Origin of the sequence: Streptomyces sp. NPDC014801, from assembly GCF_043082085.1 — a bacterium.
GTDB lineage: Bacteria > Actinomycetota > Actinomycetes > Streptomycetales > Streptomycetaceae > Streptomyces.
Genome location: NZ_JBIBXG010000012.1, coordinates 73,872 through 87,035, shown reverse-complemented (window position 1 = coordinate 87,035; position 13,164 = coordinate 73,872). Strand labels below are relative to the sequence as shown.

The window sequence follows — 13,164 nt, the reverse complement described above, 5'->3', positions numbered from 1 at the left end:
CACCCCGACGGGATCGCTCGGTGTTCGGCCCGACCGCCTACAGGTTGTGGTAGACGTCCCGCCGGTCGCCCACCTTGACGACCAGGATGACGAGTTCACCATCGTTGATCTGGTAGGCGACCCGGTAGCTTCCGACCCGGAGCCGGTAGAGCCCCGACGGGCCGGTGAGCTTCTTGACGTCAGCGTCCTCGCGGTACGGGTCGTCGCCGAGCGCGGTCAGTGCGGTCAGGATGCGCATGGCTTCGGGCCGGCTGATGGCCCGAAGCTGCCGCTGCGCTGCCGTGGTGAACCGGAAGGCGTACTTCACGCCGCTTCGCCGTCGTGCTCGGTGAACAGATCCGCCAGAAGTTCCGCCATCGTCACGGTGGGACCGCCCTCGGCCAGAACCGCTTCGGCCTCGCGCGCCAGCATCACGTCGGCCGCTTCCTCCAGCGCTTCGAAGTCCGCGATCGGAACCACGGCCGCCACCGGAGCGCCGTTGCGCGTGATGACGGTCGGAACGCCTTCCTCGGCCCGGTTGATGTGGTCGGCGAGGTGCGCGCGGGCTTCCCGTACGGTCACGATGTTCTCAGTCATGAGATCAGTGTACGCATTCGCGTGTACACGTGGTCGGGTCGGAGAGTCGCGTTCGTGAGCGATGCTCGACGGCATCGCCTGGTCCGTGGCGTGACGGTAGTGCACTGACGTGCATTCAGGGCACTTACGAAAAGTATGTGCCTTTTGTTGCTATTGGTTCGTTTCGCCCTTTTTGTGGTGGTGAACCCGACACGGGAGTCGCTCTACAGAAGGGTGAGACGAACCATGATCACCAGAGAGCAGATCCCGGCCGTCCTGGACCACCCGGTCCTCGGCGAGGACGGGAAGAAGATCGGCGAAGCCAAGCACGTCTTCCTCGACGACACGACGGGCGCGCCCGAGTGGGTGTCGGTCAAGACCGGCATGTTCGGCGGCCACGAGACCTTCGTACCCATCCGTGACGCCCGCGTGATCGACGGCCACACGGAGGTCCCGTACTCCAAGAGCAAGGTCAAGGACGCCCCGCACATCGACGTCGACGGCGGCGGCCACCTCTCGGAGGACGAGGAGCACCGGCTCTACGACTACTACGGCATCGACTGGGACGGGTCGTGGTCGCGGGCCAACCAGCCCGGCGAGGGCGGCTGGGCCCACCAGGGCGGAACCGGGGCCGCAGGGGCCGCGGGGGCCGCAGGGACCGCCGGCGCGGCGGGGGCCGCGGGCATGACGGGCGCCGCGGGCGCCGACGCCCGTGCCGCGCACCGGGACTCCGGGGACGACGCCATGACGCGTTCCGAGGAGCGCATGCACGTCGGCGTCGAGCGCCGTGAGACGGGCCGCGCCCGGCTGCGCAAGTACGTGGTCACCGAGGAGGAGGAGCGCACCGTTCCGCTGCGCCACGAGGAGGTGCGCGTCGAACGCGAGCCCATCACCGACGCCAACCGCGACGCCGCGCTGTCCGGCCCGGACATCGGCGAGGCGGAGCACGAGGTCGTGCTGCACGAGGAGCGGCCGGTGGTGGAGACCGAGGCCGTGCCGGTGGAGCGGGTGCGGTTGACCGCCGAGGAGCACACCGAGCAGGAGACGGTGCGCGGACGCGTCCGCAAGGAGCGCATCGAGGGCACCGCCGAGGAGACGGACGACTCCCGTCCCGGCGGCGAACGCCGCGGCATGGGGCCGGAGCACCGGTAGGGGACGGTCCCGCCAGGGGCCGTTCCGGGTGCCGGCGGGCGCCCCGTCCGGGCGCCCGCCGCGTGCGATCCGCACTGGTCAGCCGCCTCCGGTGAGCGCCTGCGGGCCCGGTTGAGCGGGTCCCCGGGGGGTCGCCGCGACACTCCGCCGGGAAAGTTCGTGAAGTTCTTCACAAGGAATTCCGTCCCGGCGGCCCCCCGAATGCCTTCGGATCACCCGTCCGAGGGCTCAACTGGCCTTTGAACATGTTCAGAAGGGGGGTGCGAGGGGCCTTCGAATCACGCGTCCCGAGCGGTGTTTCGCACCGCTCACCGTGCCCTGCGAAGCTCAGAGAGGCAGCTCACGCGGCATTGACAACGGGGTGTACCGGACAACGGTTCCCGTCGCCCGCCATGATCTGCGTCACGCGGGCCGCGGAGTGTAGCACAGGCACTGTCGGAGCTTGTGAAGGGGCGCACGAGCCACCCCCTCCAACCGGGTGGATACTCGATGGCATGAGCACCACGGAGCGTCCCAGGATCCTCGTAGTAGGCGGTGGGTACGTAGGCCTGTACGCAGCTCGGCGCATCCTCAAGAAGATGCGTTACGGAGAGGCGACCGTCACGGTCGTCGACCCCCGGTCGTACATGACCTACCAGCCCTTCCTCCCCGAAACCGCCGCCGGCAGCATCTCCCCGCGCCACGTCGTCGTCCCGCTGCGACGCGTGCTCCCCAAGGCGGAGGTCCTCACCGGCCGGGTCACCACCATCGACCAGGACCGCAAGGTCGCCACGATCGCCCCGCTGGTCGGCGAGGCGTACGAGCTGCCCTTCGACTACCTGGTGATCGCGCTCGGCGCGGTCTCCCGCACCTTCCCGATCCCCGGCCTCGCCGAGCAGGGCATCGGCATGAAGGGCATCGAGGAGGCCATCGGCCTGCGCAACCACGTGCTGGAGCAGCTGGACAAGGCCGACTCCACCACGGACGAGGAGATCCGCCGCAAGGCCCTCACCTTCGTCTTCGTCGGCGGTGGCTTCGCCGGCGCCGAGACCATCGGCGAGGTCGAGGACATGGCCCGGGACGCGGCCAAGTACTACAAGAACGTGTCCCGCGAGGACATGCGCTTCATCCTCGTCGACGCCGCCGACAAGATCCTTCCCGAGGTCGGCCCGAAGCTCGGCCAGTACGGCAAGGAACACCTCGAGTCCCGCGGTGTCGAGGTCTACCTGTCCACCTCCATGGACTCCTGCGTCGACGGCCACGTGGTGCTGAAGAACGGCCTCGAGGTCGACGCCAACACCATCGTGTGGACCGCCGGCGTCAAGCCCAACCCGGTCCTGGCCCGCTACGGCCTGCCGCTCGGCCCGCGCGGCCACGTCGACTGCGCGCCCACGCTGCAGGTGCAGGGCACCGACTACATCTGGGCCGCCGGCGACAACGCCCAGGTCCCGGACCTCGTCGGCCGCAAGGCCGGCAACGAGAACGCCTGGTGCCCGCCGAACGCCCAGCACGCGCTGCGCCAGGCCAAGGTGCTCGGCGACAACGTCCTCTCCGGCCTGCGGGGCTTCCCGCAGAAGGAGTACAGCCACGCCAACAAGGGCGCGGTCGCGGGCCTCGGTCTGCACAAGGGCGTCGCGATGATCGTCATGGGCAAGATGAAGATCAAGCTCAAGGGCCGTCTCGCCTGGTACATGCACCGCGGCTACCACGGTCTGGCGATGCCGACCTGGAACCGCAAGATCCGGGTCTTCGCCGACTGGACGCTCGGCATGTTCCTCAAGCGCGAGGTCGTCTCCCTCGGCGCGCTGGAGTCCCCGCGCGAGGAGTTCTACGAGGCCGCCAAGCCGGCCCCGGCTCCCGCCCCGGCCGCCGTGAAGACCGAGGAGAAGGCCAAGGCCTCCTGACCCTCCCGGTCCGCCGAACCCCCCGAAGGGGCCGCCCGCCATCCGTGGTGCGGGCGGCCCCTTCGGCGTACGCGGGCCGCATCGGCTCCACGTAGGAGCGGTCAGTCCGGGCCGCTCCAGTCGAACAGGAAGTGCTTGCTGGACCTGCCCGAGCGGTCCCAGGAGAAGCCGAACGCGTCGGCGCGGTCGGTGGCGGCCCGGCCCCAGGTGGCGACCTGGCCCGGACCGACCTCCGATCCCGGCGGGTTGTGGACCTGCACCCGGGCGCCTTCGGCGGTGGTCGGACCGGTCAGCGCCTCGGCGACCGCCGTGACCTTGCCGGGCACCTCGGCCCGCCAGCTCGCGAGGTCGTCGTCGACCTCCACCGTGATCGGCGCGACGTCCATGCCCTGCATCTCGCCGTGGAACATCTCCACGAACTGCCTGGGCCAGCCGCCGGCCTGCCCGCCGAAGATCGCTCCGAGCGCGCCCCGCTGCTGCTCGTCCGCGCGCTCGTCCATGAAGAACGCGGCCTTCGGGTCGCGGTGGCTGTCCGTCCAGACGTTCCCGGAGAACGAGGCGAGCATGACCAGGTTGAGGCCGTCGAGCCGTACGTCACCGTAGTGGCCCTCCCGGATGTGCCAGGCCAGCACGCCGTTGCAGTCGCCGGTGGTGGGGTCCTGCGCGAAGGTGCAGGGGCAGGGGATGGCGCAGTTGCACACGTCGAACCAGTCGCCCTTCAGCCGCCAGGGGGGCGGTGGGCCGTTGCTGCTCTGTTCCGTCATCGCGACCTCCCGATCACGAGATGACCCCCTTCCAGCCTGCGCCTCCCGCACCCCGATCCACAACGACCGGCCATGATCACCCTTTGCGATGACGCCCGCCGATCTCCACGGCTGCCGTGGACGGCCTGCGCGCCGACCGGTACGCACCGCGAGCAGCTCAAGATCGCCGTGCCCTATGACGTCGCGGTCGACGTCACCCTCGACGCGCTCAAGGAGCTGTGGCGAGCCGCCCCTTAGGAGGGTTTACCCAGCCGTGACGCGCGTGGGGGACTGCGGTGCCGTCGGTTGGGTGTTTACGTGGTGCACGACATTCCGGGATCGCTTGTCACGGAGGTGTTGCACCATGGCCGACGCCGCGCTGCGGCTCACGCGCCTGTTCGAGCAGTTGCTGGGAGTCCCGCTCCCGGTCCGTATCCGCGCCTGGGACGGCTCACAGGCCGGTCCGCCCGGCGCCCCGGCGCTGGTCGTGCGCAACCGCCGCGCGCTGCGCCGGCTGCTGTTCAAACCCGGGGAACTCGGTCTGGCCCGTGCCTGGGTGGCCGGTGACCTGGACATCGAGGGCGACCTGTACACCGCGCTCGACCTGCTCGCCGGGCTGATCTGGGAGCGCGGCGAGGACGCCAGAACCCTCGGCCAGGCCCTGCGCGACCCGGCCGTGCGCTCCGCCGTGCGCGGGCTGGTGAAGCTCGCCGGGCCGCCGCTGCCGCCCGCCCCGCCCGCCGAGGAGGTCCGCCGCCACCGCGGCCACCTGCACACCCGCCGCACCGACAAGAAGGCCATCAGCCACCACTACGACGTCGGCAACGACTTCTACGAACTCGTCCTCGGCCCGTCCATGGTGTACTCCTGCGCCTACTGGCCCGAGCCCGGCGCCACGCTGGAGACCGCCCAGCGTGACAAGCTCGAACTGGTCTGCCGCAAGCTCGACCTGAAGCCCGGTCAGCGCCTGCTCGACGTCGGCTGCGGCTGGGGCTCCATGGCCCTGCACGCGGCCCGCGAACACGGGGTGAGCGTCGTCGGCATCACCCTGTCCCAGGAGCAGGCCGCCTACGCCCGCAAGCGCGCCGCCGACGAGGGCCTGACCGACAGGATCGAGATCCGGGTGCAGGACTACCGGGACGTCCGCGACGGGCCCTTCGACGCCATCTCCTCCATCGGCATGGCCGAACACGTCGGCGCCGACCGCTACCTGGAGTACGCCCAGGACCTGTACGCCCTGCTGAGGCCCGGCGGCCGGCTGCTCAACCACCAGATCGCCCGCCGCCCGCAGAGCGACGAGTCGGCGTACGACGTGGACGCCTTCATCGACGCCTACGTCTTCCCCGACGGCGAGCTGCAGCCCATCGGCACCACGGTCACCCTGCTGGAGCGGGCCGGGTTCGAGGTGCGGGACGTGGAGGCGATCCGCGAGCACTACGCCCTCACCCTGCGCCGCTGGGTCGCCAACCTGGAGGCCGGCTGGGACCGCGCGATCACGCTGACCAGCCCCGGCCGGGCCCGTGTGTGGCGGCTGTACATGGCCGCCTCGGCGCTGTCCTTCGAGCGCAACCGCATCGGCGTCAACCAGGTCCTCGCCGTGAAGACCCCGGACCCCGGCACGTCCGGGATGCCGCTGCGCGCCCGCACCTGGAACTGACCCGCCGCGACACACGACGGGGCCCCGTCCACGCGGACGGGGCCCCGTCGTGCGCCGTCGGGGCGCTACTCCGCCTTGATGGCCTGCAGCATGTTCAGGCGCGCCGCACGACGGGCCGGCCACAGCGCCGCGACCACGCCCACCAGCGCGGCCCCGGCCAGGAACAGGCCCATCCGGCCCCACGGCAGGACCAGTTCGTACGTCGGCATCTTCGTGCCGAGCAGCTCGCCGGCCGCCCAGCCGAAGAACACACCGAGGCCGATGCCGAGCACACCGCCGAACAGGGAGATCACCAGGGACTCCAGGCGGACCATCCGCTTGATGCCGGAGCGGTCCAGGCCGATCGCGCGCAGCATGCCGATCTCCTGCGCCCGCTCGAACACGCTCATCGCCAGGGTGTTGACGACCCCGAGGACGGCGACGATCACCGCCATGCTGAGCAGGCCGTAGAGCATGTTCAGCATCAGCGTGAAGATCTGCGCCAGCTCGTTGGAGATGTCCTTCTTGTCCTGGATCTTGATCGCCGGGTTGTCGCCGAGCGCCTTCACCAGGCTGTCCTTGGACTTGTCCGAGGCGCCGCCGATGGTCTTCACCATGACCTGCATGTCGCCCGAGCCGGCCGGCTGGTGCGGGGTCAGGGCGGCGGTGTCGAGCATGATCCCGCGGATCATGTCGTTGCCCTCGTACACGCCCGCGACCGTCAGCTTCTGTGCCGCGCCGTCCTCGTAGTGCACGGTGAAGCCGGAACCGGCCCGCCAGCCGTGGTCCTTCGCGGTGTCCTGGTCGACGACCACCCGCGTGCCGCCGACGGTGAAGGAGCCGTCGTCGGTCTTCAGGTCGGTGAGCTTGCCGATCGCGGCGCCGTTGACGCCGGTCAGGTACTCGGTGCGGCCGTCGATGCGGGAGGGCGCGTTGCGCAGCGGGCTGACGTCGGTGACGCCGCCGGTGCTGCGCAGCGTCCGCTCCACGTCCGGGGACAGCTCGTTGCCGTTCGCCATGGAGACGACGTAGTCGGCGCGGATCGCGGCCGTGGCCATCTTGTCGATGGACGTCTGCAGGCTGCCCGCCATCACCGTCATCCCGGTGATCAGCGTCAGGCCGATCATCAGCGCGGACGCGGTGGCGGCGGTACGGCGCGGGTTGCGCACCGAGTTCTGCCGGGCGAGCTTGCCGGAGACGCCGAACGCGCGCAGCACGGGCCCGGCGGCCGCGATCAGCGGGCGCGACAGCAGCGGGGTCAGCACGAACACGCCGATGATCAGCAGCACCGCGCCGAGGCCCATCGGCGCCTGGGCGGCGTCCGCGCTCATCGAGGTGGCGGCGAGCACCACGGCCACACCGGCCCCGGCGAACAGGGCGCCGAGGGTGTTGCGCAGCACCATCGACTTGGTGGTCGCCTTGGCGTGCACGCTGCTCATCGCGGCCACCGGCGGGATCTTCGCCGCCCGCCGGCCGGGCAGCCAGGCGGCCAGCATGGTCACCAGCACGCCGACGGCGAGCGCGGCGACGACGGTGGTGGCGGAGATGACCAGCGGCCCGTCGGGGACGGTCGCGTCGAACGCGCCCATCAGGGACCGCATCCCGGCGCCGATGCCGATGCCCGCGGCCAGGCCGGCCACACCGGCCACCGTGCCGACCACGAAGGCCTCGATCAGCACCGAGCGCGTGACCTGCCGGCGGGAGGCGCCGACGGCGCGCAGCAGGGCGAGTTCCCGGGTGCGCTGGGCGACCAGCATGGTGAAGGTGTTGGCGATGATGAAGGTGCCCACGAAGAGGGCGATGCCGGCGAACACCAGCAGCGCCTGCTGCATCCCGCCCATCTGCGCGGAGATCATCCGGGCCTGGTCGTCGGCGAGCTGCTTGCCCGTGGTGGTCTCCACGGCGTCCTGGGGCAGCGCCCGCTCCAGTGCGGCCTGCAGCGCGGTCTGGGAGGTGCCGGGGGCGGCCTGGACGTCGATCTCGTCGTACGTGCCGGGCTTGCCGAAGAGTTGCTGCGCGGTGGCCGTGTCGAACAGGGCGAGGCTGCCGCCGGCGGCGACGTTGCCGTCGTCGGTGGTGAAGACGCCGGTGATGGTGGGGGTCAGGACGGGGCCGTCGACCGAGATCCGCACGGTGTCGCCGACCTCGTAGCCGGCCCGCTCGGCGGTCTTGGCGTCGATGAGGACCTGGTCCTTGCCGGTGGGCGCGTGGCCCTCGACGAGCGGGTAGCGCGGGTCCTTCGCGCCCCAGTAGTTGCCGCCCTCGGTGCGGAAGCCGCCGCCGATGAGCTTGCCGCTTTGGTCGGCGATGGCGGTGAAGCCGTTGACCACGCCGATCGCGGAGGCGGCGCCGGGCACCTTCGCGCTGGTGTCGAGCAGCGCCTGGGTCAGCTCGGGCCGCTTGCCGACGGTGTTGCCGGTGTCGGCCTTGGAGCGGGGTTCGACGGCGACGTCGACGTGGTCGAAGCCCTTGGCGGAACTCTTCTCGTACGCCTGGGAGATGGTGTTGGTGAAGACGAGGGTGCCGGAGACGAACGCCACGCCGAGCATCACGGCGAGGACGGTCATCAGCAGGCGGGCCTTGTGCGCGAGGACGTTGCGCAGCGCGGTGCGGAACATCAGCTGGTGCGGCCCTTCGCGTCGAACTGCTTCATGAAGTCGAGGACCGCTTCGGCGGTGGGGCGGATCATCTGGTCGACGATGCGGCCGTCGGCGAGGAAGACGACGCGGTCGGCGTAGGCGGCGGCGACCGGGTCGTGGGTGACCATGACGACGGTCTGGCCCAGCTCGCGCACGGAGTTGCGCAGGAAGCCCAGCACCTCGGCGCCGGAGCGGGAGTCGAGGTTTCCGGTCGGCTCGTCGCCGAAGATGATGTCCGGCTTGGAGGCGAGCGCGCGGGCGACCGCGACGCGCTGCTGCTGGCCGCCGGACAGCTGCGAGGGGCGGTGGCCGAGCCGGCCCGACAGGCCGACCATCTCGATGACCGTGTCCAGCCACTGCTTGTCCGGCTTGCGGCCCGCGATGTCCATCGGAAGGGTGATGTTCTCCAGCGCGGTCAGCGTCGGCAGCAGGTTGAACGCCTGGAAGATGAAGCCGATCTTGTCCCGGCGCAACTTGGTGAGCTGCTTGTCCTTCAGGGCGCCCAGCTCGGTGTCGCCGATGCGCACGGAGCCGGAGGAGAAGGTGTCCAGGCCCGCGACGCAGTGCATCAGGGTGGACTTGCCGGAGCCCGAGGGGCCCATGATCGCGGTGAACTGGGCCTGGTGGAAGTCGACCGAGACCCGGTCGAGGGCGACCACCTGGGTCTCGCCCTGGCCGTAGATCTTCGACAGGTCCGTGGCACGGGCGGCCACGGCGGCGCTGGTCCGGCCGGCGACGGGTGTGGTGGTCACGGGAAGGCACTCCTCACGGATACGACGGTGCTCGAAGGGACGTGTTCCATCGTTCCGTCGGCTTCCCGCCGTGTAGTCACCCGCTGTTCCGGTTCCCGGGGGCGACTGCGGTCGGACGCGGGGCGGGCCTGTCATACCTGGGGATGACGGCCGTCCCTGAGAAGGCGGGGCGGGACCGTTGCTCAGCAGGCGGGGCGGCCGTCCCCGGGAAGGCGGGGCGGCGGTCCCCGGGAAGGCGGGCGGGGCGGCGACGTCAAGAACCGGTGGCGCACCCTCGTTCGGACGGTGAAATTCCGTCATTTCGCGTACGCGACGGGCCGTCACACGGGAGGCTGTTGGCAAGTGCGGACGGCGCGTTCCGGTGGCTGATGCTCCCTCAGACCTCAATAAAATAAGACAACATCGGGCCGGCCCCCCACTGGCGGCGGGAGGTCTCCCGATAGGCTCGGAGTCTCGATGCGGAGCCCATGGCCTGCCCGGATGGTGGAATGCAGACACGGCGAGCTTAAACCTCGCTGCCCCTTCGCGGGCGTGCCGGTTCAAGTCCGGCTCCGGGCACCTCCGACCCTCGGCCGCCGACCGCACCCTTCCCCCTTTGCGTGTCCCCGCGTACCCGTTGACAGCGGGTGAACGGCGGGCGCAGACTCGCGTCCGACGTGAGTGAAGAAAAGTTCACCAGACGAACCAGACGCTCACCGCATCGACCGCGGCAGTGCCGCCCACGCGAAGGGAACGCCCGATGCGCACCACCGTCGGCATCATCGGCGCCGGTCCGGCCGGCCTCGTCCTGGCCCGGCTGCTCCACAACGCCGGCATCGACGCGGTCGTCCTGGAGAGCCGCGACCGCGCCTACGTCGAACAGCGCCAGCGCGCCGGAATCCTGGAGCAGGGCACGGTGGACGTCCTGCGCGCGGCCGGCGCCGCCGAGCGGATGGACCGCGAGGGCCTGCGCCACGACGGCATCGAGCTGCGCTTCGACCGCAGGCGCCACCGCGTGGACTTCCCCTCGCTGACCGGGGGCAAGTCGGTGATGGTCTACGCCCAGACCGAGGTCTGCAAGGACCTCGTCGCGCTCCGGCTGAAGGAGGGCGGCCCCCTGCTGTTCGAGGCCGAGGCCCTCGCCGTGGAGGACGCCGACACCGAGCACCCGCGCGTGCGCTTCCGCCGTCAGGGGCGCGAGGACGTACTGGAGTGCGACTACGTCGTCGGCTGCGACGGCTTCTGGGGCGTGTCGCGCAAGGCGATCCCGGCCGACCTCTCCCGCGTCCACGAGCGGACGTACCCCTTCGCCTGGCTCGGCATCCTCGCCGACGTCGCCCCCAGCCACGACGAGCTGGTCTACGCCCGCCACGACCGCGGCTTCGCCCTGCTTTCGATGCGGTCCCCGTCGGTGTCCCGCCTCTACCTCCAGGTCCCCGCCGGCACCGACGCGCAGAGCTGGGCCGACGAGGAGATCTGGGACGAGCTGGAGCGCCGCTTCGAGACCGCCGACGACTGGCGCCTGCACCGCGGCCCGATCACCCAGAAGTCGGTCACCCCCATGCGCTCCTTCGTCCACGAGCCCATGCGGTACGGCCGCCTCTTCCTCGCCGGGGACGCCGCGCACATCGTGCCGCCGACCGGCGCCAAGGGCCTCAACCTCGCCGTCGGCGACGTCGTCACCTTCGCCCGCGCGCTGGTCCACCGGCGCGAGACCGGCTCCGCCGAGCTGCTGGACACCTACTCGCAGACCTGCCTGCGCCGTGTCTGGCAGGCCGAGCGCTTCTCGTACGACATGACGACCCTGCTGCACCGCGACCCCGCCGCCACCTCCTTCGACGACCGGCTCCAGCTCGCCCGGCTGGAACGCATCGCCGGCCACCGCGCCGCCGAGACCGACCTCGCCGAGGCCTACACGGGCTTCCCGCTCGACTGACCCGGGCGCCCGCCGGGCCGCCCGCCGCGTGGCCGACGGCCGCCGATGATCTCCGGCCGGTTCCGGACGGGTACCGGATCCGTCATGAATCGAGCCCTCCCGTGGCGGGAATCACGCCTGCGCGTAGCGTGTTGCGCAGCACAGGGCGGGAAAGATCCTTCCCAGGTATTAGGGTCGATCCTTTGCCTTTCCATTACTCTTGAGCCAAGGCCACGCACGGTGGCCATGGAGGAGTGAGATGAGGAGCAGCAACCCGGTCTTCTCGCGACGGGGGTTCAGCCGCGACAACGGCTACGCGGGCTTCAACACCGCACCGCAGGCCGGGTACGCACAGGGCAACCCCTACGCCCAGGGCAACCCGTACGCCCAGGGCGGCGACCCCTACGCGCAGAACCCGTACGCGACCAACCCCTACGCCCAGCAGGACACGCAGTACGGCGCCCCGCAGGCCCCGGCCGGCACCGGCCGGATGACGATGGACGACGTCGTCGTCCGCTCGGCCACCACGCTCGGCGTGGTCGTGCTCGGCGCGGTCCTCGCCTGGGCCGTCCTGCCGGCCTCGTCCGGTTCCTACGGCCTCGCGATCGGCGCGGCCCTGGTCGCCTTCGTCCTGGCGATGGTGCAGAGCTTCAAGCGCACCCCGTCGCCCGCCCTGATCCTGGGCTACGCGGCCTTCGAGGGCATCTTCCTCGGCGTGATCAGCAAGATGTACAACGCCGCGTGGAGCGGTGCCCCCTTCCAGGCGGTGCTCGGCACCATGGCGGTCTCGGCCGCCACGCTGATCGTGTACAAGGCCGGCTGGATCCGGGTCACGGCGCGCTACGCCCGCGTGGGCATGGCCATCGCCCTGGCCTTCGTGCTGGTCATGGCCGTCAACATGCTGCTGGTGGTCTTCGGCGTCGCCGAGGACGGCGGTCTGCGCAGCTTCGGCCCGCTCGGCGCGGTCGTGGGCATCATCGCGATCCTGATCGGCGCGTTCTTCCTGACCCTCGACTTCAAGCAGATCGAGGACGGCATCGCCTACGGCGCCCCGCGCAACGAGGCGTGGCTGGCCGCGTTCGGTCTCACCATGACGCTGGTGTGGATCTACCTGGAGATGCTGCGCCTGGTGGCGATCTTCAGCAGCAACGACTGAGTCCACGCGGACCCGGCCTCGGCCGGCTGACAGCGGAAGGGCCCCGGGAGCACATCCCGGGGCCCTTCCGCGTGCGACGACTGTGCGCGGGCCGTCAGAGCCTCCGCGCGGCCCTCCTCAGTTCGTACTCATGGATGATCGCCTTGGCGTGCCCGTACGCGAGACCGTGCTCGTGCCGGAGCCAGCTGACCTTCTCCTCGAAGCGGAGGGCGGGTCCTTCTTCTACGGTGCGCAGCCAGTCGGCGATCTCACGACCGGTGCAGTGCGGAATGCGGGCGAGAATGTTGCGGTGGGTCTCCTCGGAGAGGACGTGGGACATCGGCGCCTCCGGACGCAGGGGATGTAAGCCGGTCCTTCAGGTCACCGTGCCTGAGTGTTCGCCCGTTGGCAACAGTCCCGAGCGGGCGCGTAGGCTCGCGCCGTGGTGGATACGACGTCTCTGACCCGAGCAGTTGATCACTTCGCCGATCGGTTGCGGGCCGCACCGCAGTCGCGTCTGCAACGGGGGGCCGCCGCGGAGGCGCTGGCCCTGGCCCGGGAGCTGGCCCGGTGGACGCAGACGGTGGAGTCGCCGGGGAGCGAGCCGCGGGAGATGCCGGACGCCGGGATGTTCGCCGCCGCCGATCAGGTGACCGTCGCCGGGCGGGATCTGGCCCTGGTGCTGACCACGCAGGAGGACGTGGACGAGGCGGTGCGGCTGGTGGAGGAGGCCCAGAAGAGGGCGGGCGTCTGACAAGCCCGCCGCACCCCGGCC

The 13,164-nt window shown here is 70.8% G+C and carries 13 protein-coding genes and 1 tRNA gene; 8 read left to right on the top strand and 6 right to left on the bottom strand.

Features of this window, described 5'->3' with window-relative positions; genetic code table 11:
• Window positions 1-37 precede the first annotated feature (37 nt).
• A complete protein-coding gene (locus ACF1AL_RS28190) occupies window positions 38-307 on the bottom strand; it encodes a type II toxin-antitoxin system RelE/ParE family toxin (protein ID WP_391821147.1) in 270 nt (89 codons plus the stop codon).
• Entirely contained in the window at window positions 304-576 is a 273-nt protein-coding gene (locus ACF1AL_RS28185) for a type II toxin-antitoxin system Phd/YefM family antitoxin (RefSeq protein WP_391827989.1), read from the bottom strand. The genes ACF1AL_RS28190 and ACF1AL_RS28185 overlap by 4 nt, the downstream gene beginning before the upstream one ends.
• A 225-nt stretch (window positions 577-801) precedes the next feature.
• Here ACF1AL_RS28185 and ACF1AL_RS28180 point away from each other — a divergent pair, with 225 nt between their 5' ends.
• Window positions 802-1,707, top strand: a complete 906-nt coding sequence (locus ACF1AL_RS28180) for a DUF2382 domain-containing protein (protein ID WP_391827988.1) — start codon at window positions 802-804, stop codon at window positions 1,705-1,707.
• Window positions 1,708-2,201: 494 nt separating this feature from the next.
• Window positions 2,202-3,590: an NAD(P)/FAD-dependent oxidoreductase gene (locus tag ACF1AL_RS28175; protein ID WP_366835692.1), complete on the top strand. Its 1,389-nt coding sequence runs from the start codon at window positions 2,202-2,204 to the stop codon at window positions 3,588-3,590.
• Between the two features lie 101 nt (window positions 3,591-3,691).
• Here ACF1AL_RS28175 and ACF1AL_RS28170 read toward each other — a convergent pair whose 3' ends face one another.
• Window positions 3,692-4,354: a DUF1326 domain-containing protein gene (locus tag ACF1AL_RS28170; RefSeq protein WP_391704706.1), complete on the bottom strand. Its 663-nt coding sequence runs from the start codon at window positions 4,352-4,354 to the stop codon at window positions 3,692-3,694.
• A 72-nt stretch (window positions 4,355-4,426) separates the two neighbouring features.
• Between ACF1AL_RS28170 and ACF1AL_RS28165 the strand changes: the two genes are divergently transcribed.
• Both ACF1AL_RS28165 and ACF1AL_RS28160 read left to right on the top strand, forming a co-directional pair.
• The gene (locus ACF1AL_RS28165) at window positions 4,427-4,591 is read left to right on the top strand and encodes a hypothetical protein (protein WP_391704703.1); all 165 of its coding nucleotides are present in this window, start codon (window positions 4,427-4,429) and stop codon (window positions 4,589-4,591) included.
• Window positions 4,592-4,697: 106 nt separating this feature from the next.
• Complete coding sequence (locus ACF1AL_RS28160) at window positions 4,698-5,990, top strand: class I SAM-dependent methyltransferase (protein WP_384212795.1); 1,293 nt, start codon at window positions 4,698-4,700, stop codon at window positions 5,988-5,990.
• A gap of 65 nt (window positions 5,991-6,055) precedes the next feature.
• On the opposite strand, the gene ACF1AL_RS28155 is transcribed toward ACF1AL_RS28160, so the two are convergent.
• On the bottom strand, window positions 6,056-8,587 hold the full coding sequence (locus tag ACF1AL_RS28155; protein WP_391827987.1) for an ABC transporter permease: 2,532 nt from the start codon (window positions 8,585-8,587) through the stop codon (window positions 6,056-6,058).
• Window positions 8,587-9,360 (bottom strand): ABC transporter ATP-binding protein, encoded by a 774-nt coding sequence (locus ACF1AL_RS28150; protein ID WP_366835696.1) that lies wholly within the window; start codon window positions 9,358-9,360, stop codon window positions 8,587-8,589. The genes ACF1AL_RS28155 and ACF1AL_RS28150 overlap by 1 nt, the downstream gene beginning before the upstream one ends.
• Window positions 9,361-9,834: 474 nt before the next feature.
• Here ACF1AL_RS28150 and ACF1AL_RS28145 point away from each other — a divergent pair.
• From ACF1AL_RS28145 to ACF1AL_RS28135, 3 genes are all read left to right on the top strand, one after another.
• Window positions 9,835-9,918: transfer RNA gene (locus ACF1AL_RS28145), tRNA-Leu, on the top strand.
• Window positions 9,919-10,099: 181 nt separating this feature from the next.
• The gene (locus ACF1AL_RS28140; RefSeq protein WP_391821143.1) at window positions 10,100-11,275 is read left to right on the top strand and encodes a 4-hydroxybenzoate 3-monooxygenase; all 1,176 of its coding nucleotides are present in this window, start codon (window positions 10,100-10,102) and stop codon (window positions 11,273-11,275) included.
• Between the two features lie 238 nt (window positions 11,276-11,513).
• Window positions 11,514-12,410: a Bax inhibitor-1/YccA family protein gene (locus tag ACF1AL_RS28135; RefSeq protein WP_391827986.1), complete on the top strand. Its 897-nt coding sequence runs from the start codon at window positions 11,514-11,516 to the stop codon at window positions 12,408-12,410.
• A 94-nt stretch (window positions 12,411-12,504) separates the two neighbouring features.
• Here the strand turns inward: ACF1AL_RS28135 and ACF1AL_RS28130 are convergent, their stop codons facing one another.
• On the bottom strand, window positions 12,505-12,729 hold the full coding sequence (locus ACF1AL_RS28130) for a DUF4287 domain-containing protein (RefSeq protein WP_366835699.1): 225 nt from the start codon (window positions 12,727-12,729) through the stop codon (window positions 12,505-12,507).
• Window positions 12,730-12,831: 102 nt separating this feature from the next.
• Here ACF1AL_RS28130 and ACF1AL_RS28125 point away from each other — a divergent pair, with 102 nt between their 5' ends.
• Entirely contained in the window at window positions 12,832-13,143 is a 312-nt protein-coding gene (locus ACF1AL_RS28125; RefSeq protein WP_366835700.1) for a hypothetical protein, read from the top strand.
• Window positions 13,144-13,164 lie beyond the last annotated feature (21 nt).

Coding starts and splice junctions, on each gene's coding strand:
- ACF1AL_RS28135 (WP_391827986.1), top strand. CDS start 11,514: ATGAGGAGCAGCAACCCGGTCTTCTCGCGACGGGGGTTCAGCCGCGAC.
- ACF1AL_RS28165 (WP_391704703.1), top strand. CDS start 4,427: ATGATCACCCTTTGCGATGACGCCCGCCGATCTCCACGGCTGCCGTGG.
- ACF1AL_RS28155 (WP_391827987.1), bottom strand. CDS start 8,587: ATGTTCCGCACCGCGCTGCGCAACGTCCTCGCGCACAAGGCCCGCCTG.
- ACF1AL_RS28130 (WP_366835699.1), bottom strand. CDS start 12,729: ATGTCCCACGTCCTCTCCGAGGAGACCCACCGCAACATTCTCGCCCGC.
- ACF1AL_RS28180 (WP_391827988.1), top strand. CDS start 802: ATGATCACCAGAGAGCAGATCCCGGCCGTCCTGGACCACCCGGTCCTC.
- ACF1AL_RS28185 (WP_391827989.1), bottom strand. CDS start 576: ATGACTGAGAACATCGTGACCGTACGGGAAGCCCGCGCGCACCTCGCC.
- ACF1AL_RS28140 (WP_391821143.1), top strand. CDS start 10,100: ATGCGCACCACCGTCGGCATCATCGGCGCCGGTCCGGCCGGCCTCGTC.
- ACF1AL_RS28160 (WP_384212795.1), top strand. CDS start 4,698: ATGGCCGACGCCGCGCTGCGGCTCACGCGCCTGTTCGAGCAGTTGCTG.
- ACF1AL_RS28170 (WP_391704706.1), bottom strand. CDS start 4,354: ATGACGGAACAGAGCAGCAACGGCCCACCGCCCCCCTGGCGGCTGAAG.
- ACF1AL_RS28175 (WP_366835692.1), top strand. CDS start 2,202: ATGAGCACCACGGAGCGTCCCAGGATCCTCGTAGTAGGCGGTGGGTAC.